Genomic DNA, 21247 nt, shown 5'->3' with positions numbered 1-21247 from the left:
TCGATGGTGAAGTCGGTGGGCGGCGGGTTGCCCGGCCCCACGGACAGATAGATCCGGACGCCCACCCTGCGGACCTGCCGAGTTGCCGGCACGCTCGTGGAGGTCCGGGTGGACAGCTCGTCCGGGGTGTGCCCGGCCATGAACCTGATTTCGCGTGATGACGCCGGGTGTGGTCAGGCGGCGGAGCCTCCGTCGACGACCAGGTCGTGGCCGACGGCGAAGCCCGCGTCGTCCGAGGCCAGCCACAGGACGGTGGCGGTGATCTCGTCGAGCGTGCCGACCCGCCCGATCGGCAGTTGTTCCTTCACCCGTGCGGTCCGGTCGGCCACGCTCTCGCCGGGACGCATGGACATCGGCGTGTCGTGCGGCCCGGGGCTGACCACGTTGATCCGGATGCCCTCGCGGATGTACTCCAGCGCCGCCGTACGACTCAGGACCGCGACCGCCGCCTTGGCCGCGCCGTACGCGCCGAGGCCGGGCACCCGCCGGTGCGCGCCGATCTGGGAGGCCACGTTGACGATCACTCCCGCGCCCGTACGGCGCATGGCGGCGATCTCGTGCTTCATGGACAGGAAGACGCCGGTGACGTTGCCGTCGAGCGTGCGCGTCCAGTCGTCCTCGTCGATGTCGGCGACCTTGGCCGTGGTGAAGACCCCGGCGTTGTTGACGGCGATGTCGAGCCTGCCGTGCCGCCGCACGATCTCGCCGACCATCCGGGCCGCGTCTCCTGACCGGGTCAGGTCGGCGGTGGTCGCCGCGGCGTGCCCGCCCGCGGCGTCGATGAGCTTCACGGTGTCGTCCAGCGGTTCCGCGCGTCGCCCTGCGACTGTGACCAGGGCCCCCTCCCGGGCGAAGCCGAGGGCGACCGCCCGGCCTATGCCCGAGCCCCCTCCGGTGACCAGGACCACCTTGCCGGCGAACTTCATCATGTTCCTTTCGAGATCGATCGTTCCCGATATCGGGCCGTCAGCGGAGGACGGTGAGAGCCTCGGCGGCCGCCTCGCGCAGGCGCTTCGCGTCAGAGGAGCCCTTGCTCACCAGTCGCAGCCCCTGGAGGAAGACGAGCAGGAACCGGGCGAGCGCCCGCGGATCGCGATCGGCGGGCAGGTCGCCCTCGCCTCGGGCTCTGATCAGCGCCGAGGTCAGCGCCGCTTCCAGTGCGCTCCAGTTGGTGTCGAGCAGGCGCGAGACCTCGGGGTCCCCGGGAAGCATCTCCGCCGCCGCGTTCACGATCATGCAGCCGCGCCGCCGTGTGTCGGCGATGGCGTCGGTGACGTAGAACTCGACCAGGGCCCGTACGGCCGGCAGTGCGGGACCCGGCTGCGAGAGGATCTCGATGGGGGACGGGTTCCTGGTCTCCAGGTAGCGCTCGAGCGCCTTCAGATACAGGTCGCGCTTGTTGCCGAAGGTCGAGTACAGACTGGCGCGCGCTATCCCCAGTTCTTCCACCAGGTCGGCCATCGACGTCGCCTCGTAGCCCCGCTCCCAGAACAGGTCGAGTGCGGCCTGCAGCGCCACGTCGGGATCGAACTCTTTCGTCCTCGCCATGCCCGCACCGTATCAAGAACGAGCGGTCTAATAAAGCGAGGGGTCAATCGGTTCCGAGGCGTCCGGCCAGTCGCTCATACCGCTGCCTGGCGGCCTGCGCGGTGCCGAGCCCGAGACCGAACGCGATCTCCTGCCAGGTGAGCCCGCGGCCTCGTGCCATGAGAAGGAGCGCCGTCTCCAACTGGTCCATCTCGCCGCGTGCCAGCGGAACGAGGGTCAGGGCGGCGGTGATGTCGGCGGCGTCCACCTCCGGCTCCGCCTCCTCGCGCTGGGCGGTCCCGCTCGCGAGCAGCGACACCAGCCTGATGGCCTCGTGCGGCCCGAGGACATGGGGGTGGACCTGCCGGGAACGCTGGTCCTCCGTGGCCGCATGCCGTTCGGCGATGCGGGCGAGAGCGGCGTGCACGCGGTGTGCGCGAACCTGGTCCGGATTCGGCGGCGTGAAGGGATCGATCGACTCGGACGTCATGCAGACAATATGCTGCTACACACGGATAATTGTCAACACAGCGTTTTAAACGAAATGTTCAATCAGAATCGTTCGAGCACCGCCCGCGCGGCCTGCGACGTGGCGTTCAGGGTCGTGTGCACGTCGAGGCCCGGCCGTACATGTGACAGTTGAAGCTCCACGTCCAGGCGGCGGTTGTAGGCGGGGTCGGCGCCGACCACGATCGGCTTGGTGCTCGCCGCCCACGCGCCCAGTTCGTACAGAGCGATCGGTTGTACGGCCGGGCCGCCGGGGAACCAGAAGAGGATCACATCGGCGATGACCAGATGGCGGTACTCCCAGTCGATCTGCTCGGCCGCCGCGCCGGGGGAGTCCTTGAACCTCGCACGACGAGGGTTGAGTACGGCGACGGGGAGGTCGGCCAAGCTCGCGGCGGCCTCCGACTGCCAGTCCGGGCAGTCGGTGATGCCGCCCGCGAGGAACACGCTGCGCGTCCGGCCGCCGAACTCCTCGGGAGCCTCGACATGGATCATGTGTTCAGCCTCACCACGATGCGGACGACTCTGGTGTGTACGGCCGGCCACGCGACCTGCGTCACGCGGCCGGCCGGACGAACGGGTCAGAAGACGACTTCGCTGGGCTCGATGCCGTTGTTGACGATCCCCCAGGCGGAGCTCTGCTTGAGGGTGCCCTTGGTGGTGCCCAGGTAGAGACGCAGGTCGTTGTTGCCCGACGTGTAGAGGTCGTTCCTGCGGTCGCCGTTGACGTCTCCGATGGCGAACAGGCGCCAGGTCTTGGAGAACCTGTGGCCGACGATGCGGCGGGCGGCGAACACGCCCTTGCCGGTGCGCGGGTAGAGCCAGAGGTCGCCCTTGGTGTCGCGGGCCACAAGGTCGTCCTTGTGGTCACCGGTGAGGTCTCCGATGCCGACGACGGCCGTCTTGTTGTTCCAGCCGCGCCCGATCCGCTGCCGCTTGCCGAAGCCCCCCTTGCCGTTGCCGGGGTAGAGCCATAGGTCGCCCTTGGTGTCGCGCGCCACGAGGTCGTTCTTCGTGTCGCCTGTGAGGTCTCCGGCAGCCGAGATGAGGCTCATCTTGTTCCACCCGTAGGCGATCAGCTTCCTGGCGCCCAGGGCCTTCTTGCCGTTGCCGGGATAGAGCCAGAGCACGCCCTTGGCGTCGCGGGCGATGATGTCCTCCCGGCCGTCGCCGCTGTAGTCGCCATGCCTGACCAGCGTGGTCATGCCCTTCAGCCGCTCGCCGAGGTCGATCGGCGTGTTGCCGTCGCCGGGAAGCACCCACAGGCGGCCCTGGGGGGAGCGCATCAGCATCTGGCTGTGGCCGTCGCCGAGGAAGGAGCCGAACGGCTTCGGCGTGCCGTCCGGTTCGTTCGCCGGCCGGGTCCAGTCGACGTACTGCACCCTGCTTGAGCACTCGTGCCAGGTGGGTGCGAGGTTGAGCGAACCCATGTGGTTGCGCCACTGGGCGACCTCGCTCGTCATGTTCATGCCCCCGGAGCCCCAGGAGTCCATGCTGAAGATGGTGCGATCGTCCTCAGTGGTGTAGTCCTTGCCGCCGAACAGGCAGGCATAGCCCGCGGTCCGGTTGGTGAATGAGGTCGCGTGCCTGCCGGCGAAGCCCAGATCGTGCTGGTCCGTCCGGAACTTCCAGACGGTGCCCTTGCCGTCCAGGCCGCTGAAGAGGCAGAAGTAGCCCTTCGGGCAGCGGTCGTAGCTGGACGGATACGCGTTGGCCGAGCCGGCCATGGTCACGCCGGCGGCGACGACCAGCGCCGTGATGGTGGAGGCGGCACGCACGATACGTGCGCGCTTGGAGCGGAGAGCCAAGATCGTTCCATTCCCTGGTTGAGCCATCCGGCGACGCGACCGCCGGATGGCTCAACTTATGTGGAATTTAGGAAAAACGATCTCTATTCGCTCGTGTGACGCGAAATGTTCACGGAACGGTGATCGAGCCGCATTTTCGGCTTAGGGGTCACCGTCAGACGAGCAGCGTGCCGAACGCGATGGCGAAGAACGAGTCGAAGGCCACCGCCGACCGGTCGGTCCTGGCCATGATCAGGGTGCCCTCCCATGCGTTGAGGAGGAAGCGCGCGGTCGTCTCGGGGTCGAGATCGGAGCGTACGGCTCCCGCACGCTGGGCTTCGGTGATCGCCGCGGTCACCGCGACGAGCCACGCGTCGAAGCCCTGGCTCACGGCCGTCCGGATGGCCTCGCTGTGATCGGCGATCTCCGCGCCGAAATTGCCGAAAAGGCAGCCACGGGTGATTCCGTGACCCAGGATCTCGTCCCGGAAGGACTCGAAATGCCTCCGCAGGCGGGTCAGGGGCTCCACGGTGGGATCGGCGAGGTCCTGCAGGCGACGGCTGACGCCGTACTCCTCCAGGGCGACGATCGCGAGGGCTTCCTTGCTCTCGAAGTGGTTGTAGAACGACCCCTTCGGCACGCCGGCGCGATCGGTGATGTCCTTCACCCCGGCGGCGTTGAAGCCCCGGGTGTGGAACTGCTCCAGCGCAGCCTCGACGATCTCCTTGCGCATGCTGGGCCTGGCCATGATCGCTCCCTCTTCCGCATCCAATATGGCCGGTCGTCTCCCCGTTCGTCAAATCGGGATCAGGTGATCCTGTCCACATTCGGGCATCGTTTGACATCGTCTAAGACGACCGGTCATATTGAGAACCGCGCCGGGTGCCTGCCGACCCATCGGACAGCGAGCCGCCCGGCGTCGAATCCCATGCGAGGAGAACCATGTCCACCTACCGTGCCTTCGAAGTGACCGGATCACGCCAGTTCGAGCTTGTGGAGCGCGAGCTCACGCAGCCGGCGGCGGGTCACGTGCGGATCCGGGTCGAGAGCTGTGGCGTCTGCCATACGGATGCCGTCACCGTGGAAGGCCATCGAGCGGACCCGGGCCTGCCCCTCATTCCCGGCCACGAGATCGTCGGAGTCATCGACGCGGTCGGCGACGGTGTGCGCAACTGGCGGATAGGTGAGCGCGTCGGCGTGGGCTTCCTCGGGGGTCACTGCGGAGAGTGCGACCGCTGCAGGCGGGGCGATTTCGTCAACTGCACCGATCAGCAGAACGTGGGAATGACCACGGACGGCGGCTACGCCGAGGTGGCCTTCGCCAGGACCAGCGGGCTCGTGCGCATCCCCGAGGCGATGGACTCCGCCGAGGCGGCGCCGTTGTTGTGCGCCGGTCTCACGACGTTCAAGGCGCTGCAGCAGGTGAACAGCCGTCCGGGAGACCTCGTCGCGGTCCAGGGGATCGGAGGTCTCGGCCACCTCGGCGTGCAGTACGCCGCGAAGCTCGGCTACCGCGTCGCCGCCATCGCCCGAGGTGCGGGCAAGGCCGAGCTGGCACGGCGGCTGGGCGCCGACCACTACATCGACAGCACCGAGAACGACCCGGGCGCCGCACTGGTCGAGCTCGGCGGCGCGGCCGCGATCATCGCGACGGCCGCCAGCGGGGCGTCGATGAGCGCGCTGGTCCCCGGGCTCGCGCCGCGCGGCCGCATGGTGGTCGTCGGAGTCGGCTCGGATCCCATCTCCGTCAGCACGCTGGACCTCACCTTCGGGACACGCACGATCACCGGCAGCCTCACCGGCAGCTCGATCGAGAACGAGGACAACCTCGACTTCAGTCAGCGGCACGCCATCCGGCCGATGATCGAGACGCTCCCGCTGTCGGCCGCACCTGAGGCGTACGAACGCATGATCTCCGGCAAGGCCCGGTTCCGCGTCGTCCTGGACACGAAGGCCTGAGCGAGATGCCCGCGAAAGCCGTGCTCGGGAGATCGAAATGAGCCAGAGAAGCGACATCGAGACGGTCGAGGCCGCCTATCGGGCCCTCACGGCCGGTGACCTTCACGGCCTCCTCGACCTGATCCACCCGGATGTCCGGGTCTATCACGCGGCGAAGGACGTGCCCTGGGGCGGCGTCTACGACGGGATCGAGGAGTTCAAGGAGTTCCTCGGCCGGGTCGCCGGCGCGATGGACAGCACGCTCGAGATGGACGCCGTCTTCGAGGCCGGCGAACGCGTCGTGGGAGTCGGCCGTGCGCACGGCACCCTACGGGCCAACGGCGCGCCGTTCGACGCGCGGGAGGTCAACGTCTGGCACGTGCGCGACGGGAAGATCCTCACCTTCGAGGTGTACCTGGACGCGCCGGTCCTGCGGGCCGCGCTCGCGAAGCAGTCCTAGCCCCCAATCCCGCACCGTCCCACCGGCCGCGCGGCGCGGCCCCCGGCCGCGGCGAGGGCGGCCATGCAATCACCCATGACCTCAATGAGGAGCAGTTCCCTATGAGCAGGATCTTTCTCACCAAGCTCGGCTCCGACGCCGAATCGTTCCGCCTCGACGACGAGCCCGACCGGCCTCTCGGCCCCGACGACCTGCTCGTCGCCATCGAGGCCGCTCCCATCAATCCGGCCGACTTCCTGCTGTCCAACGGCTGGTACGCCGTGCAGCCCGAGTTCCCCTTCGCCATGGGGGCGGAGGGCGTCGGCCGCGTGCTCGAGGCCGGGTCCGCGGCCGGCCAGGCGCTGGTCGGGCGCCGCGTGCTCATCCTCCCGACATACGAGCAGGGCACCTGGGCGGACAGGGTCGTCGTTCCCGCCCGCAACGTGGTCACCGTCGGGGAGACGGCCGACGCCCTCCAGCTCGCCATGCTCGGGATCAACCCGCCGACCGCCTACCACCTGCTCAACCGTTATGTCTCTCTGCGGCCGGGCGACTGGGTAGGCCTCACGCTGGCCAACTCCGCGATTGCCCAGGCCGTGATCGCCCTCGCCAGGCGGGCCGGCGTCAAAATCCTCGGCATCGTGCGCCGCGAGGAGGCGGCCGAGCAGGTGAGGAAGCACGGCGCCGACGTCGTCATCGTCGACGACGGGGAGAACCTCGGTGATCGGGTCGCCCAGGCTCTCGACGGCGCGAAGCTGCGGCTGCTCCTGGACGGGATCGGCGGCCCCGACGTCGCCGCCCAGGTGGCGCCTTCGATCGAGACCGGCGGGGCCTTCGTCACCTTCTCTGCCATGACCGGTCAGCCGCCGGTCATGCCGCTCGGCGAACTCGTCTACCGCGAGATCTCCGTCCACGGCCTGTTCGTGATCAACTGGGTCTGGAATGCTCCGCGCGAGGAGATCGAGAAGGTCTACGCGGAGCTCGCCGGGCTCGTCGAGGAGGGTGTGCTCAACGTCTCGGTCGAGGCCACCTACTCGCTCGACCAGTACCGCGAGGCCATCGCGCACGCCCAGCGGCCCGAGCGCTCGGGCAAGGTGCTCTTCGCCTTCGATCGGCCGGGCACGTCGTCCTGATCGGGAGCTCCCGGCCGGCGCCCGCGCCCCGTCGCTCATACGGCGGGGCGCGGCGCACATCGTCTTCGAGTGACAGGGCCCAACGCGACGTCTGATTGCCGCCAGCGTGGATCCGGAGGCGGAAAGACACTGGTCCGCATGGCTATGACCACCCCGTCGCACACGCGGATCGAACCCGGAATCCTCTATTTCGGCACCCCGGTGGTGCTGATCTCCACCCTCAACGAGGACGGGTCCGCCAATCTGGCGCCGATGTCGTCCGCCTTCTGGCTCGGCTGGCGGGCCGTGCTCGGCCTCGGCGCCCGCTCGAAGACCGCGCAGAATCTGCTCAGGACCCGCGAGGGCGTGCTGAACCTGCCGTCGGACTCGCTCGCCCCGGCCGTCGACCGGCTGGCGCTGACGACGGGTTCGGATCCCGTGCCGCCGACCAAGCGCAGGCGCGGGTACCACTTCGTGGCCGACAAGTTCGGCCGCGCCGGCCTCACGCCTGTCGCGTCCGAGACGGTGGGCCCGCCGAGAGTCGCCGAGTGCCCGGTGAACATGGAGGTGGTCGTCGAGGGGGTGCATCCCGTGGCCGACGACGACGAGGCCCAGCGCGGCGGGATCGTGGCGATCGAGGTACGCGTCCAGCGGGTGTACGTCCACGAGGAGATACGGATGGCCGGCACGGCCGACCGGATCGACCCCGACGCGTGGCGGCCGCTGATCATGAGCTTCCAGAAGTTGTACGGCCTGGGCCCGCAGGTGCATCCCTCGACCCTCGCGCGCATACCCGAACACCTCTACCGCGGCCCGGACATCGAGCGTGCGCGCGAGACCGCCGCTACGACAGGTTGATCAGGACGATCCCGGCCACGACGACGACACTGGCGAGGGCCCGCTTCGAACCGAACCGTTCGCCGAGGAACACCGCACCGATGATCGCGCCGAAGATGATGCTGGTCTCCCGGAGCGCGGCGATCGGCGCGAGCGCACCCCGTGTCTGGGCCCACAACACCAGCCCGTACGCCAGCACCGACGCCGCTCCTCCGCCGAGACCGGCCGCGAGCGAAGGGCGCATCAGCCCGGGCAGCGCACGGCCGCGCCGGACCACGGCGATCAGGGGCAGCGCCGGCCCCTGGAACAGGAACAACCACGAGGCATAGGTGAGCACCGGCGCGTGCCGGACGCCGACGCCGTCGACGGTCGTGTAGGCGGCGATCATGACCCCGGTGGCGAAGGCCGCGGCGAGCGCGGGCATGCTCGCCCGGTCGGGCAGCCCGCCGATGAAGACCAGGCCCATCAGCCCGATGGAGACGACCGCGACGCCGGCCGCCTCCGTCCAGGAAAGCTCCTGGCCGAGCAGGGTCACGCTCACCACCGCCACGACCCACGGCGAGGTGCCCCGGGCGAGCGGATACGTCTGGCTGAACTGTCCGAGTTGGTAACTGGCCAGCAGGAGGAGTTGGTAGGTGACCGTGAGGATCGAGGAGATGACGATGAACGGCCAGGCGTCGGCCGGCGGCAGACCGTTGACCGCGACACCGATCGCCCCGATCGCGGTGAAGGGGATCCCGATGAGGGCGAAGCCGGTCAACCGGTCGGGCGAGCCATGGGCGATGGCGTTCCAGGTCGCGTGAAGGAGAGCCGCTCCCAGCACGACGGCCACCACGGCGGCGTCCATGTGAGAGCTCGGAGCTCCCGCGGCCAGAGATTCGACGACGGCGTGCGGGAGCACGGAACGAGCGGTCACCTTGAGGGCGCTCCTTGGTGATGGTGGGGGAAGATCCCGCGCACGAGTGCGAACGGCCGAGCCTCGGCGGGCTCGTCCCGTCCGGTGCGCTCAGGCGGCGTTCCGGTGACTGACGAGCGGGGCGTGGTGATCGGTCCCGTCCGGGCTGTCCGGATCGGCGTGCACGGTCGCCGCGCGCAGGCGGGGCAGGGCGTGCATGAGCCGATGCTCGGTTTCCACGGCGACCGCGTGCGCCTCGACCAGGGACAGGTCATGCCCGACGACGATGTCCACCTCGGCGCGCAATGCATGGCCGATCCAGCGTAGGCGCACCGAACCGATCCCCAGCACGCCGTCCGTGCCGGCGATGATCTGTTCGGCCTGGTCGATCAGGCCGGGGTCGACGGCGTCCATCAGCCGCCGGTAGATCTCACGCGCCGCGTCGCGGAGCACATAGAGGATCGCGACCGTGATGAGCAGGCCGACGATCGGGTCCGCGATAGGGAGGCCGAGCGCCGTGGCGGCCGCACCGATCAGCACGGCGAGCGAGGTGAAACCGTCGGCGCGGGCGTGCAGTCCGTCGGCGACCAACGCGGCCGAGCCGATCTCGCGCCCCACCTTGATGCGGAAGCGGGCGACCCACTCGTTCGCCACGAAGCCGACGATCGCCGCCGCGGCGACCCAGCCCAGAGCCCGTACGCCCTGGGGATCGAGCAGTCGCACGACGGCCGCGTAACCGGCGAGCCCACCCGATATCGCGATGATCAACACGATGACGATCCCGGCGAGGTCCTCGGCCCGGCCGTACCCGTAGGTGAAACGGCGGCTGGCATGACGGCGGCCGACGGAGAAGGCGATGGCCAGCGGGACGGCGGTCAGCGCGTCGGCGACGTTGTGCAACGAGTCGCCGAGCAGAGCCACCGAACCGGACATCGCCACGATGACCGCCTGTATCGCCGCCGCCACGACGAGGACGGCGAACGAGACGCCGAGCACACGCAGGCCGCGGGCGCTCGACTCGAGCGCCGCGTCGGTCTTGTCGGCGCTGTCATGGCTGTGCGGCGCGAACGTGTGCCGGACCGCGGACGCCATCCGGCCGAAGCGCCCACTCCCGCCGTCGGCGTCCTCATGGGCGCTCTCGTGCGGATGAGCGTGCCCGTGACCCCCCGGACCATGTCCGTGAGCGTGTCCGTGACCATGCCCGTGCCCATGACCGTCTCCGTGCCCGTGCTCTCGCCCCGGCCGGTCGCGGGAAGGGGCCTCGTGACGATGGTCGGACGGCGTCGACGCCGGTGGCCGCGTGTCGGACATGATCCCTCGCTTGCGGAAGGCACGTTGTCCCGCGAGTATATGTAGTCATGTACGCACGCGACAACGAATCAGGTGCCAACCCCTTGCAGGAGCAACCGGCGGCCGATCGCGTGAACGCCGCAGTCGACGCCTTTCGCATGCTCAGCGATGCCACCCGGCTCCGCCTGATGTGGCTGCTCTCCCATGGCGAGTACGACGTGGGTTCCCTGGCCGAGACGATCGCCGTGGCACGGCCTCTGGTCTCCCAGCATCTGGCCAAGCTCCGGCTCGCCGGTCTGGTGCACACCCGCAGGGACGGCCGCCGCGTCGTCTACCGGGCCCGCGACGCCCACGTCAGGGCACTCATCGCGGAGGCGCTGTTCCACGCCGACCACGAGGTGACCGGAACGCCCCGCCACGACTGACGTCGCCGGCGCCGCGGCTCCTGGCGGGGCCGACGAATCAGGTCGCACCGAACCTCCGTGAGCTCGCCTGGCGCGAGATTACCTAGGCACGCGGTGGGCGGACACGGCTTTCCTGTCGTTCGACATCGGATGGTGTCGCGAGATCACCGGACACACTCGGGGCCGTGGGGACAGGTGGGCTCCGGGCTCGGCAAACCCTCTTCGCGGTCAGGGGATCGCGAGCGCCCGGCGGCCTCGGTCCCGCACTGTCCAACTCCCGGCTCACGCGACCTCAAGCGGAGATAGCCACGCGCGGGCGGTGGGTAGCCCTCCCAAGGACTTACCCGTCCAAAGGGGGCGAACTATGAAACGTGTCGTCATCGGCGTGGTGAGCGTGGCAGGTACCGGGGTGGTGGTGGGGCGCTGGCTCGCGTCGCGGCGCCGTGCTTCCTCGCCGGTCAAGGACCCGAGGGCGCAACACCGATGGATGGCGGTCACCATCAACTGCCACCCCGATGACGTGGCGCCCGACGGCCGTCTGCCGCGACCGCTGGCCCAACTCGACGTCGAGGTGCGCGTGGAGAAGGCGCCCGGAGACCGGGGCACGGAACTCTACGCACGTCCCCGCGCGCCCGTGCCGACGGGACGCGCCGCCGTCCTGGCCCGGCTCCGCGGCGACCATCCCCGCGAGATGGTCAGAACGGCTCTGCGCCAGGTGAAATCCCTCATCGAGACCGGTGAGGTGCTGCGTCCCGACCCGGATCTCACCAGAGAGCGGCCTGCCAGGGCCGGAAGGGCGAGGGCCAAGGTGGTCGACATGGCGCTCGCGCGTGCCGCGGGGGAGGAGCGGCTGTGAAGGCGGTCTGCTGGCAGGGCGTCGACGAGTTGACGGTCGAGCGGGTGCCGGATCCCGGGATCCTCAACGGTCAGGACGCGATCGTCAAGGTCCTCGCGACCACCACCTGCGGTTCCGATCTCCATCTGCTGGGCGGCTACGTCTCGGCGATGCGCCCGGGCGACGTCATCGGCCACGAGTTCCTCGGCGAGATCGTCGAGACCGGGCCCGACGTCCGGCGGCACAGGCCGGGCGACCGCGTCGTCGTGTGCTCGATCATCGGCTGCGGGCGGTGCTGGGCCTGCCGGCACGACCTGTGGTCCCTGTGTGAGAACAGCAACCCCACGCCGGACCTCGCGGAGACGCTCTGGGGCGGATCCACCGCCGGGGTCTTCGGCTTCTCCCACATGATGGGCGGCTTCCACGGAAGCCACGCGGAGTTCATCCGCGTGCCCTTCGCCGACCACAACGCGTTCCCGGTGCCCGAGGGCGTGGAGGACACGAGCGCGCTGTTCACGTCGGACGCCGCACCCACCGGGTGGATGGGCGCCGACCTCGGCGGAGTGAAGCCCGGTGACGTGGTCGCCGTCTGGGGGTGCGGCGGGGTCGGCCAGATGGCGGCGCGCGCGGCGATGTTGCTCGGCGCCGAACGCGTCATCTCGATCGACCGGTTCCCCGAGCGCCTGGCGATGACGGCACGCCACGTCGGCTCGGAGGTCATCGACTACACGGCCACCGACGTCCTTGCCGAGCTGCGCGAACGGACCGGGGGCAGAGGGCCGGACGTCTGCATCGAGGCGGTCGGGATGGAGGCACACGGCCTCGGACCCGACCAGCTGTACGAGCAGGCCAAGCATCAGCTGAAGATCGAGCAGGAGCGTCCGTTCGCCGTCCGGGAGGCGATCTTCGCCTGCCGGCCGGGAGGGTCGGTGTTCATCCTGGGGGTCTTCTCCGGCACGGTGAACCGGTTCCCGCTCGGCGCCATGATGAACAAGGGCCTGACGGTCCGCGGGGCGCAGCAGCACGGTCACCGGTACATCCCGATGCTGCTCGACCGGGTGGCCAGGGGAGAGCTGGTGACCTCCCATCTCGCCACGCACATCATGTCGCTCGACGAGGCTCCCCTCGGATACGACATGTTCAAGGAGAAGAAGGACGGTTGCGTCCGGGTGGTCTTCCGGCCTGACATGTAGCGCGCCCGGGCGGTTCCGATCAACGCCCGCCGCCTTCCGTGGGGGAAGGCGGCGGGCTTCGAGGGGTTCAGCGGACGGTTGGGGCGGCCAGCCGTTCCGCCTCTTCATGAAGAGCCTGAACAAGGATCAGCTCCAAGCGGAGCTCCTCGTCCACGAGCCCGTCGAGGACGTCCATCCGGGCCTCCTTGACACAAAAGACGCCCCGATAGTCACAGGGGTTCACCCGATAAAGCTGGGAATTTCCGATATCAAGTCGGACGGCGATCATCGGCGAGGGTGGGACATCCCCGTTACGGCAGGTCAAGTCGGCTCGAAGCCGATGTGAATTTCCCCGGATGTGACCGATATCTCTTCCCTATCGAATTCTCACTCTGCGTTTTATCGACAACACCCAGAGTCAATTCGGAAACAAACGGGCACCTGCCGGCGCGTCACTCCGGCAGGCGGAGGAGCCGGGCGAGTGCGGGCATACAAAACGAAAACTCCCGGCGCGCGAACACGCGCAGCGGGAGCTCTGTGACCTATGCTGGAATACTCTGTCGATTTCTGGTGAAGCACACAAGTAATCCAAAAGGAGTATATCAAAGAGATGGAGCGACGTCAATCCGAAACCGTGCGCGCCGAAGCTTTGCGGATGGAGCAGTCCTACGTCTCCATGCTCTACGAAAGACTCGACACCGTTCGAGACCGGACGGAGGAGGCCCTCCGCGAAGTCCTGGCCCGGGGTGCGTCCGGCACCCGGCAGGCGGCGTTCGAGCGCGAGGTGGCCGCGGACGAACACGCGCGACGCCTCTCCCAACTCTCCGCCGTCGAGCGCGGCCTGTGCTTCGGGCGCATCGACGACACCGGTGGCGAAACCCTCTACATCGGCAGGATCGGCCTGCGCGACGACGAGCACGAGTCGAAGCTGATCGACTGGAGGGCGCCCGCCGCACGCCCGTTCTACGTCGCCACGCCGGCCGACCCAGGGCCCCTCGTACGGCGCCGCCATCTCCACCTCCGCCACCGTACGGTCACCGGCATCGACGACGAGGTCTTCGACCTGGACATGATGAGCGAGGTCGATCGCCGCACCCTGGTCGGCGAGGCCGCCCTCCTGGCCTCACTCAGGCGCGGGCGCACCGGCCGAATGGGAGACGTGGTCGCCACGATCCAGACCGAGCAGGACCGGGTCATCCGCTCCGGCCTCCCCGGGGTCCTGGTCGTCCAAGGCGGCCCGGGGACGGGCAAGACGGTGGCCGCGCTGCACCGCGCCGCCTACCTGCTCTACGCCCACCGTGCCACGCTGGAGCGGCGGGGCGTGCTCGTCATCGGCCCCAACGCCATGTTCTCCCGCTACATCAGCCAGGTCCTGCCGTCCCTCGGTGAGACCGAGGTGGTGTTGTCCAGCACGGGCGAACTCCATCCCGGCGTGCACGCCACCGAGGAGGATCTCCCAGCGGCGGCCGTCGTCAAGGGCGACCTGCGCATGGCGGCCGTGGTGGAGAAGGCGGTGGCCGACCGGCAGCGCGTGCCCCCCGGCGACCTCGAGATCGCCGTCCCCGTGCGGACGTCCCTGCGTGACGGCGTCGAGGTCGTGGTCGAGGAGATGACCGTCCGGACGGGCCACGCCGCCTGCGTCCGGGCCCGCGACCGGGCACGATCCCTTCTCCGGCCGCACAACCTCGCGCGCGCCGCCTTCGTCCGTCAACTGCTCGACGCGCTCGCCCGTGATGAGGCCGCACAACTCGACCGCCCGGTGGATGAGGAGGACCTGCGGCATTCGGCGAAGAACCTCTGGCAGCACCGGACCGTCCGCGACGCCGTCGACCGTCTGTGGCCGGAACTCACACCGGAAGGCCTGATCGGCGAGTTGCTCTCCGACGAGGAACTGTTGCGATCGGCCGCCGAGCCGTACCTCACGGAGGCGGAGCGCGCGGTCCTGCTTCGCGCGCACGACGCGCCGTGGACGGCTGGGGACGTCCCGCTGCTCGACGAGGCCGCGGAGTTCCTCGGCGAGGACGACGGGCCCGCCAGGAGGCGCGAACGGCTGGCCGAGCGGAGACGTCAGGCCGAGGAGACGTACGCCGAGGGGGTTCTGGCGATCAACGACCTCGGCGAGCTGATGGTGGCGTCGGACGTCGCCGATCGGCACCGCGACGGCGGTCCCCCGGTCACGACCGCCGACAGGGCCGTCCGCGACCGTGACTGGGCGTACGGCCACGTCATCGTGGACGAGGCGCAGGAGTTGTCGGCGATGGCCTGGCGGACCGTCATGCGCCGGGTCCCCACGCGCTCGCTGACCGTCGTCGGGGACATCGCCCAGACCGGCTCCGCCGCGGGCGCCCGCTCATGGGGCGAGATGCTCGACCGCTACGTGAAGGGTCGCTGGCGGGAGGAGCGGCTGCTCGTGAACTACCGCACACCCGTGGAGATCATGGATGTCGCCGCGGACGTCCTGCGTGCGGTGGCGCCCGGCCAGGCGCCTCCGGAGTCCGTCCGGTACGGCGAGGCCGCGCCGCGCGCCGTGCGGGCCGCCGACACCGACCTGCGCCACCTGGTGGAGTCCGAGCTCCGCCAGATCGGGGAGGGCCGCCTCGCGATCGTGACGCCAGACGCCCGCCGCGCCGAGGTCGCGGCACTGTTCCCCGAGGTGAGCGACCCGCTCGACGCCACGGTGGCGGTGCTCACGGTCGTGCAGTGCAAGGGGCTGGAGTTCGACGCGGTCGTGGTGGTCGACCCCGGCACGATCCTGGGCCAGTCGGCCAAGGGCGGTCAGGACCTGTACGTGGCGATCACGAGAGCGACCCGGAGGTTGACCGTGGTCTACGAGGGCGCGTTGCCCGAGATGCTCGAAAGGCTCACCGCAAGCCCGGGATGACGACTCCGACATGCAGGTACGGCCGGCGCCTCGATCGGTGCCGGCCGTACCAGGTTTAGAACATCGCCGGAAAACCGGCGGGGACAGCGTCAGGAGATCTTGCCGGAGATGTCGTCGCTCTTCTTGCCCACCTTGTCGGCGGTCTCCCTGGCCTTTTCTCCGGTCCATTTCGCCGTGTCGGACACACCCTCCCGCATGTTGTCCTTCATGGTGTCCGTCCAACGCTGGGCGTTGTTGCGGTACATCACGGCGCCGACGGCACCGATCACCGCGCCGGTGAGCAGCGCGAGCATCGGCCAACGTCGGCGGGACTTCACGGGCGACACGTCCACCCGGCGGGACATCTCGGCGAGGAACGCGCTGACCATCGGCGCGAACTGCTCCTCGACGGAATGCGAGGCCTGGTCGAGCTTGGGTGCCGCCCAGATCCTGGCATCCTCGAGGCGATGGGCGGCCACATCGCGAGCTGTCTCCGCCATCGGGCTCACTCTGCGACCGGCCTTCCTGGCCTGCCCTTTCATCAGCCCGAGCCACGCCTGCGGCACCATCGCCTCGGCGTGGCGCCTCTTCTTCATTGTCAGGGACACAATCAACCTCCCCTGTCGACGGGGCCCTGTTGACGACCCCCTTCCCGTGTGATTGCGGCTCAATCATGGACAGGTATGCGAGGCGCGCTGGATACCCTGTTCAACGGACAACTAACACCTGCATATAAGGGGGCGGCCTTCGTGGCTGAGAACCTCATCGCGAACCTGCGCACCAACCGCGGCACGATCCGTGTCAAGCTCTTCCCCAACCAGGCGCCCAAGACGGTGCGGAACTTCGTGGAGCTCGCCGAGGGCACCCGCGAATGGACCCACCCGGAGACCGGCGCGAAGACCACCGACAAGCTGTACGACGGCACGATCTTCCATCGGGTCATCAGCGGCTTCATGATCCAGGGCGGCGACCCGCTGGGCCAGGGCATCGGGGGCCCCGGCTACAGCTTCGACGACGAGATCCACGTCGACAACCAGTTCAACCGGCCCTACCTGCTGGCCATGGCCAACGCGGGCAAGCGGTTCGGCAAGGGCACCAACGGCTCGCAGTTCTTCATCACGGTCGGGCCGACTCCGCACCTCAACCAGGGCCACACCATCTTCGGTGAGGTCATCGACGGCTCCAAGGTCGTGGACGAGATCGCCACGACCGAGACCGACGGCCGCGACCGTCCCGTCAACGACGTGATCATCGAAGAGGTCACGATCGAGCGTTCCTGAACCGCTCCCCAGCGTCAGCGGCTTATAGGCTGGGAGGGATTGACCTGCCCTTTGAGAGGACTTCATGACCTCCCAGCCCCCGCCGCCGTCTCCTTCCGAGCAACCGCCGGTCCAGCCGGGCGCCGAAGCCGTGCCCACGTGCTACCGGCACCCCGGCCGCGAGACCTACGTGCGCTGCCAGCGCTGCGACCGGCCGATCTGCCCGGACTGCATGCGTGAGGCAGCCGTCGGTCACCAGTGCGTCGAGTGTGTCCGCGAGGGCAACCAGTCCGTACGGCAGGCGCAGGCCCCGCTGGGCGGTGCCGCGGTCGCCAAGCCGAGGGTCACCTGGGCGCTGCTCATCCTCAACGTCTTGGCTTACGGCCTGGAATACCTGTGGCCGGATATCCTCCGCCGGTTCGGGACGTCTGCGCTGGAGATTTATTCCGGCGAGTGGTGGCGCCTGATCACTGGCGCCTTCCTCCACGCGAGCCCACTCGAAGGCTCGTTCTCCTTCACCCACATCGTGTTCAACATGTGGGCCCTGTATGTGATCGGTCCGGAGCTCGAGCGGAGGCTGGGCTCCGTCCGGTTCGCGATGTTGTACCTGCTGTCCGCGATCGGCGGCTCGGTCGCGGTCTACCTGTTCGGCGGCTTGGCGATGACGGTCGGCGCCTCGGGCGCGATCTACGGCCTGTTCGGCGCGCTGTTCGTGGTCTCGAAGCGGCTCGGGTTCGACGCGCGCGGCGTCCTGTGGCTGATCGCCATCAACGTCGCCATCACGTTCGTGTTCCCTGGAATCAGCTGGCAGGGGCACCTGGGCGGCCTCGTGACCGGAACGCTGGTCGCCGCCGCGTTCGCCTACGCTCCGGCGAAGAACCGCACCGTGGTGCAGTTCGGCGCCGCGGCCGCCGTCCTCGTGGTCCTCGTCCTGCTCGTGACCCAGTTGCCCCCACTCGCCATACCAGGTCTGTGAGATTCGTCCTGCCCACAGGCTGTGGATAAAGCCTGTGGAAAGAAACTCTCCGGGAAGTGCCGAGATGGTCGCCGCGCAGGCCGGCGGCGTCACGGCCTCCCGGAGGCCTGGACGCCGGACGGCTTCGGGCGCGCTGCCCGGCAGGCCTGGATCAGCGCCATCTGGTCGACAGGACCACGCCGACGATGATGAACCCGAACCCGATCAGCAGGTTCCAGTTCGACAGCGTGGACAGGCCCGGCATGTCGGGAACCACGTAATACGTTGCGATCCAGACGATGCCGATGAGCCAGGAGGCGACCATGACCGGCGCGAGCCAGCGCGGGCTGACCTTGACCGACTGCGTCTTCTGCGGCGCCGTGTAGACGGCCTTCTTGCGGGTCTTGGACTTGGGCACGGAGTTCTCCTGGTGGGCACCCGCGCGGTTGTGCGGGCTTTGTCAGTAGCGTAACCGCTGTTCGGACGGAGTCCGGAGTAAGAATAGTCGGCGTGGCCGTTCCAGGGCGATCCCCGCACACCAGGCCTGCCTGATCTGGGATGATCCAGACCTTTCCGCAGTGAGATGCCTGAATTGCCATAGTCTGGCGTCGTGACCATCGAGTTCTCGGTCCCTGGGGAGACATGACCGCGATCCGTGTCCTCGTGGTGGACAATCACGACAGTTTCGTCCACACGATCGTCCAGTACCTCCGTGAACTGGGCGCCGAATGCGACGTCCGGCCACGCGACCACGTCACGGTCGAGGACGCGGACGGCTTCGACGGCGTCCTGATCTCTCCCGGACCGGGCACTCCCGAGGCCGCCGGGGTGAGCGTCCCCCTCGTACGGCACTGCGCGGAACGTGGGCTCCCGCTCCTGGGGGTCTGCCTGGGCCACCAGGCCATCGCGGTCGCCTACGGCGGGACCGTCACGCGGGCTCCCGAGCTGATGCATGGCCGTACGAGCCTGATCTCCCACGACGGCAGGGGCGTCTTCGCGGCCATTCCCTCACCGGTGACGATGACCCGTTACCACTCGCTGGCGGTCGTGCCCGAGACCGTGCCGGACGTCCTCGAGATCACCGCGACCACTCCCGAAGGTGTCGTCATGGGGCTGCGCCACCGGAGCGCGCCCATCGAAGGGGTGCAGTTCCACCCGGAGTCGGTGGTGTCCGAGCACGGCCACCGACTGCTCGGCAACTGGCTTCGGGAAATCGTGTAACGCTTTCCCGCCGCCCGGCGAACATACAGATGAGAGCCTCCGCCATTGCCCCCGAGTGGCGGAGGCTCTCTTTTGCTGTCCCCGGCCACATGGTCAGGCTCTCCCGCGACGGCACCGCCCGCGATCACGGTTTCCCCCTTCGGACGGTGCGCTCCGACGCCGGGACCGCCGTTCCCCATCGTGACCGGAACGACGAGAGGGCCCGTCAGAAAACTGACGGGCCCTCTCGCGCTGAGGATCTACTGGCCGGTGCCTCCGGTCCCCGGGTCCGGGGTCTGACCCGGATCGGGCGTCTGGCCCGGGTCGGGCGTCTGGCCCGGGTCGGGCGTCGTCGGCGGGGGCGGCGGCGGAGCCGCGGGCGCTCCGCTGGAGACCGTGAGCGTGATCGTGGTGCCAGGAGCCAGCTTGCCGCTCTGCGGCGACTGGTCGATCACGTTTCCGGCGGGCACCGAATCGCTCTCCTGGGTGACGATCTTGACCTTGAAGCCCGCCCCGGTGAGCGTGTTCCTCGCGTCCTGCTGCGTCAGTCCGATGACGGGCGGAACGTCGGTCATCGCCTTCGGCACGTAGAGCTTCACGGGAGAGCCCTTGTCGACCTTGCTGCCGGCCCTCGGGGAGATCTTGAAGACCTGGTCCTGCGGCGCGTTGGACTGCGCGGGCACCACGGTGCCCTTGAGGCCGAGGTCCTCCAGTTCCGCCCGGGCCTCATCCGGAGACTTGCCGATCAGATCGTCCGGGACCTCGATCTGCTCCTGGCCCTTGGACAAGACGATGGTGACGGAGGAGTTCGGGTCGACCTCGGTGTCCGCCGCCGGGTCGGTGCTGATCACCGTTCCCTTCGGCACTTCGTCGCTGTACGCATCGTCTCCGTAGGTGAACTTGAGCGGGGCCGCGTTCAGCGCCTGCTCGGCGGCCTCCTTCGTCTGGCCCACGACCGACGGAACCTTGATCTTCGCGGCGGGCGTGTCATTGCCGCCGCCGAAGGCGAGCCACCCGACCCCGACGAAGGCTCCGATGATCAGCAGCGGGATGACGATCCACAGGGTCGTCTTGAGCGCCTTGTTGTCGTCGGCCTGGCGCCGGTGACCGTCATAGCGGCCGCCCCGCTCCTCCGGCCCGTAGTTGTACTGCGGGATGCCCCGGGTGCCCTGCCCGTTGGGCCCCGCCCCCGTGGACATCGTCCGGGTGCGGTCCGCCCCGCCGTACGCGCCGTAGTTGCTGGCCATCGCCATCGTCTGCGGGTCGACCGGCATGCCGGACATCGCGCGCTGGATGTCCTGGCGCATCTCCTCGGCGCTCTGGTAGCGCTGGACGGGGTCCTTCGCCATGGCCTTGAGCACGATGGCGTCGGCCCACTTGGGGATCTCCGGGTCGATCCGCGACGGCGGGATCGGGTCCTCACGGACATGCTGGTAGGCGATGGCCACGGGCGAGTCGCCGGTGAAGGGAGGCTGGCCGGTCAGCAGCTCGTAGAGCACGCAGCCGGTCGAGTAGATGTCGCTGCGGGCGTCGACGCGCTCGCCGCGGGCCTGCTCGGGGGACAGGTACTGCGCGGTGCCGATCACCTGGGCGGTCTGCGTCATCGTCGCGGCGGAGTCCGCCATCGCGCGGGCGATGCCGAAGTCCATGACCTTGACCTCGCCGTTGCGGGTCACCATGATGTTCGCCGGTTTGATGTCCCGGTGGACGATGCCGCCCCTGTGGCTGTAGTCGAGGGCCCTGAGGATGCCGTCCACCAGCTCCGTGGCGCGTTCGGGCAGCAGCCGCCTGTCGGCGCGCAGCAGGTCGCGCAGCGTCCGCCCGTCGACGTACTCCATGACGATGTACGGCACCGGCGTCGCTTCCATCATGTCTTCGCCCGTGTCGTACACGGCGACGACCGATGGGTGGTTCAGCGAGGCGGCCGACTGGGCCTCCCGGCGGAACCTCGCCTGGAAGGTGTGGTCTCTCGCCAGGTCGGACCGGAGCGTCTTGATCGCGACAATACGGTCCAGCCGGATGTCCCGGGCGCGATACACCTCGGCCATGCCGCCCCGCCCGACGACACCGTCGAGCTGATAGCGTCCACCGAGAAGTCGTGGCTGAGTCATTTCCTGCACTGTCCCTTGCCGTTCATCTTGGGGTGCCACCGCTGTCCATCATCGGCCCCTTTCCCCATCACGTCTCCTCAATCAGAGGTCTTGTGCCGATTGGGGACCCCGGGGGACCG

The 21247-nt window shown here is 68.9% G+C and carries 22 protein-coding genes; 11 read left to right on the top strand and 11 right to left on the bottom strand.

All coding sequences use genetic code 11. The annotated features are described in order from the left end of the window. Positions 1 to 173: 173 nt before the first annotated feature. The 6 genes from Pmi06nite_RS09825 to Pmi06nite_RS09800 form a co-directional block, all read right to left on the bottom strand. Positions 174 to 929 carry an SDR family NAD(P)-dependent oxidoreductase gene (locus Pmi06nite_RS09825; protein WP_308442486.1) on the bottom strand — a complete coding sequence of 252 codons (756 nt, stop codon included), beginning with the start codon at positions 927 to 929 and terminating at the stop codon, positions 174 to 176. A 37-nt stretch (positions 930 to 966) separates the two neighbouring features. Beyond that, positions 967 to 1548, bottom strand: coding sequence for a TetR/AcrR family transcriptional regulator (locus tag Pmi06nite_RS09820; protein ID WP_203952583.1), 582 nt, complete (start codon positions 1546 to 1548; stop codon positions 967 to 969). A gap of 43 nt (positions 1549 to 1591) precedes the next feature. Next, positions 1592 to 2017: a DNA-binding protein gene (locus tag Pmi06nite_RS09815; protein WP_203952582.1), complete on the bottom strand. Its 426-nt coding sequence runs from the start codon at positions 2015 to 2017 to the stop codon at positions 1592 to 1594. Between the two features lie 62 nt (positions 2018 to 2079). Beyond that, positions 2080 to 2529 carry a nucleoside 2-deoxyribosyltransferase domain-containing protein gene (locus Pmi06nite_RS09810; RefSeq protein ID WP_203952581.1) on the bottom strand — a complete coding sequence of 150 codons (450 nt, stop codon included), beginning with the start codon at positions 2527 to 2529 and terminating at the stop codon, positions 2080 to 2082. Positions 2530 to 2615: 86 nt separating this feature from the next. Then, on the bottom strand, positions 2616 to 3842 hold the full coding sequence (locus tag Pmi06nite_RS09805; RefSeq protein WP_203952580.1) for an FG-GAP-like repeat-containing protein: 1227 nt from the start codon (positions 3840 to 3842) through the stop codon (positions 2616 to 2618). 154 nt (positions 3843 to 3996) lie between these two features. Then, positions 3997 to 4569, bottom strand: a complete 573-nt coding sequence (locus Pmi06nite_RS09800; protein ID WP_203952579.1) for a TetR/AcrR family transcriptional regulator — start codon at positions 4567 to 4569, stop codon at positions 3997 to 3999. Positions 4570 to 4763: 194 nt separating this feature from the next. Here Pmi06nite_RS09800 and Pmi06nite_RS09795 point away from each other — a divergent pair, with 194 nt between their 5' ends. From Pmi06nite_RS09795 to Pmi06nite_RS09780, 4 genes are all read left to right on the top strand, one after another. Then, on the top strand, positions 4764 to 5780 hold the full coding sequence (locus tag Pmi06nite_RS09795; protein ID WP_203952578.1) for an alcohol dehydrogenase catalytic domain-containing protein: 1017 nt from the start codon (positions 4764 to 4766) through the stop codon (positions 5778 to 5780). Between the two features lie 37 nt (positions 5781 to 5817). After that, positions 5818 to 6219, top strand: coding sequence for a nuclear transport factor 2 family protein (locus Pmi06nite_RS09790; RefSeq protein ID WP_203952577.1), 402 nt, complete (start codon positions 5818 to 5820; stop codon positions 6217 to 6219). Positions 6220 to 6320: 101 nt separating this feature from the next. Then, complete coding sequence (locus tag Pmi06nite_RS09785) at positions 6321 to 7331, top strand: zinc-dependent alcohol dehydrogenase family protein (RefSeq protein ID WP_203952576.1); 1011 nt, start codon at positions 6321 to 6323, stop codon at positions 7329 to 7331. A 138-nt stretch (positions 7332 to 7469) separates the two neighbouring features. After that, positions 7470 to 8168, top strand: coding sequence for a flavin reductase family protein (locus tag Pmi06nite_RS09780; protein ID WP_203952575.1), 699 nt, complete (start codon positions 7470 to 7472; stop codon positions 8166 to 8168). On the opposite strand, the gene Pmi06nite_RS09775 is transcribed toward Pmi06nite_RS09780, so the two are convergent. Next, positions 8155 to 8994, bottom strand: a complete 840-nt coding sequence (locus tag Pmi06nite_RS09775; RefSeq protein WP_203952699.1) for an EamA family transporter — start codon at positions 8992 to 8994, stop codon at positions 8155 to 8157. The two genes, Pmi06nite_RS09780 and Pmi06nite_RS09775, sit on opposite strands and share 14 nt — an antisense overlap. Before the next feature lie 159 nt (positions 8995 to 9153). After that, positions 9154 to 10134, bottom strand: coding sequence for a cation diffusion facilitator family transporter (locus Pmi06nite_RS09770; RefSeq protein WP_203952574.1), 981 nt, complete (start codon positions 10132 to 10134; stop codon positions 9154 to 9156). A gap of 266 nt (positions 10135 to 10400) precedes the next feature. On the opposite strand from Pmi06nite_RS09770, the gene Pmi06nite_RS09765 reads away from it, so the two are divergent. From Pmi06nite_RS09765 to Pmi06nite_RS09750, 4 genes are all read left to right on the top strand, one after another. After that, positions 10401 to 10757: an ArsR/SmtB family transcription factor gene (locus Pmi06nite_RS09765; RefSeq protein ID WP_203952573.1), complete on the top strand. Its 357-nt coding sequence runs from the start codon at positions 10401 to 10403 to the stop codon at positions 10755 to 10757. Between the two features lie 343 nt (positions 10758 to 11100). After that, positions 11101 to 11592 carry a hypothetical protein gene (locus tag Pmi06nite_RS09760; protein WP_203952572.1) on the top strand — a complete coding sequence of 164 codons (492 nt, stop codon included), beginning with the start codon at positions 11101 to 11103 and terminating at the stop codon, positions 11590 to 11592. Further along, the gene (locus Pmi06nite_RS09755) at positions 11589 to 12764 is read left to right on the top strand and encodes a zinc-dependent alcohol dehydrogenase (RefSeq protein ID WP_203952571.1); all 1176 of its coding nucleotides are present in this window, start codon (positions 11589 to 11591) and stop codon (positions 12762 to 12764) included. Before Pmi06nite_RS09760 ends, Pmi06nite_RS09755 begins: the two co-directional genes overlap by 4 nt. Positions 12765 to 13353: 589 nt before the next feature. Continuing rightward, positions 13354 to 15624 carry a HelD family protein gene (locus Pmi06nite_RS09750; protein ID WP_203952570.1) on the top strand — a complete coding sequence of 757 codons (2271 nt, stop codon included), beginning with the start codon at positions 13354 to 13356 and terminating at the stop codon, positions 15622 to 15624. Positions 15625 to 15713: 89 nt separating this feature from the next. Here Pmi06nite_RS09750 and Pmi06nite_RS09745 read toward each other — a convergent pair whose 3' ends face one another. Further along, a complete protein-coding gene (locus Pmi06nite_RS09745) occupies positions 15714 to 16211 on the bottom strand; it encodes a DUF5324 family protein (RefSeq protein WP_203952569.1) in 498 nt (165 codons plus the stop codon). Between the two features lie 141 nt (positions 16212 to 16352). Between Pmi06nite_RS09745 and Pmi06nite_RS09740 the strand changes: the two genes are divergently transcribed. After that, positions 16353 to 16883 carry a peptidylprolyl isomerase gene (locus tag Pmi06nite_RS09740; protein ID WP_239094600.1) on the top strand — a complete coding sequence of 177 codons (531 nt, stop codon included), beginning with the start codon at positions 16353 to 16355 and terminating at the stop codon, positions 16881 to 16883. 64 nt (positions 16884 to 16947) lie between these two features. Continuing rightward, positions 16948 to 17838: a rhomboid family intramembrane serine protease gene (locus tag Pmi06nite_RS09735; protein WP_203952567.1), complete on the top strand. Its 891-nt coding sequence runs from the start codon at positions 16948 to 16950 to the stop codon at positions 17836 to 17838. A 151-nt stretch (positions 17839 to 17989) separates the two neighbouring features. On the opposite strand, the gene Pmi06nite_RS09730 is transcribed toward Pmi06nite_RS09735, so the two are convergent. Then, complete coding sequence (locus Pmi06nite_RS09730; RefSeq protein ID WP_203952566.1) at positions 17990 to 18235, bottom strand: cell division protein CrgA; 246 nt, start codon at positions 18233 to 18235, stop codon at positions 17990 to 17992. Between the two features lie 224 nt (positions 18236 to 18459). Between Pmi06nite_RS09730 and Pmi06nite_RS09725 the strand changes: the two genes are divergently transcribed. After that, on the top strand, positions 18460 to 19038 hold the full coding sequence (locus Pmi06nite_RS09725; protein WP_203952565.1) for an anthranilate synthase component II: 579 nt from the start codon (positions 18460 to 18462) through the stop codon (positions 19036 to 19038). Positions 19039 to 19277: 239 nt separating this feature from the next. Here the strand turns inward: Pmi06nite_RS09725 and pknB are convergent, their stop codons facing one another. Next, a complete protein-coding gene (gene pknB / locus Pmi06nite_RS09720) occupies positions 19278 to 21128 on the bottom strand; it encodes a Stk1 family PASTA domain-containing Ser/Thr kinase (protein WP_203952564.1) in 1851 nt (616 codons plus the stop codon). Between the last annotated feature and the right edge of the window lie 119 nt (positions 21129 to 21247).

This window comes from Planotetraspora mira, assembly GCF_016863275.1.
Lineage (GTDB): Bacteria > Actinomycetota > Actinomycetes > Streptosporangiales > Streptosporangiaceae > Planotetraspora > Planotetraspora mira.
Note: the sequence above shows the minus strand (reverse complement) of the source record. Positions and strands in the feature narration are given on the sequence as shown.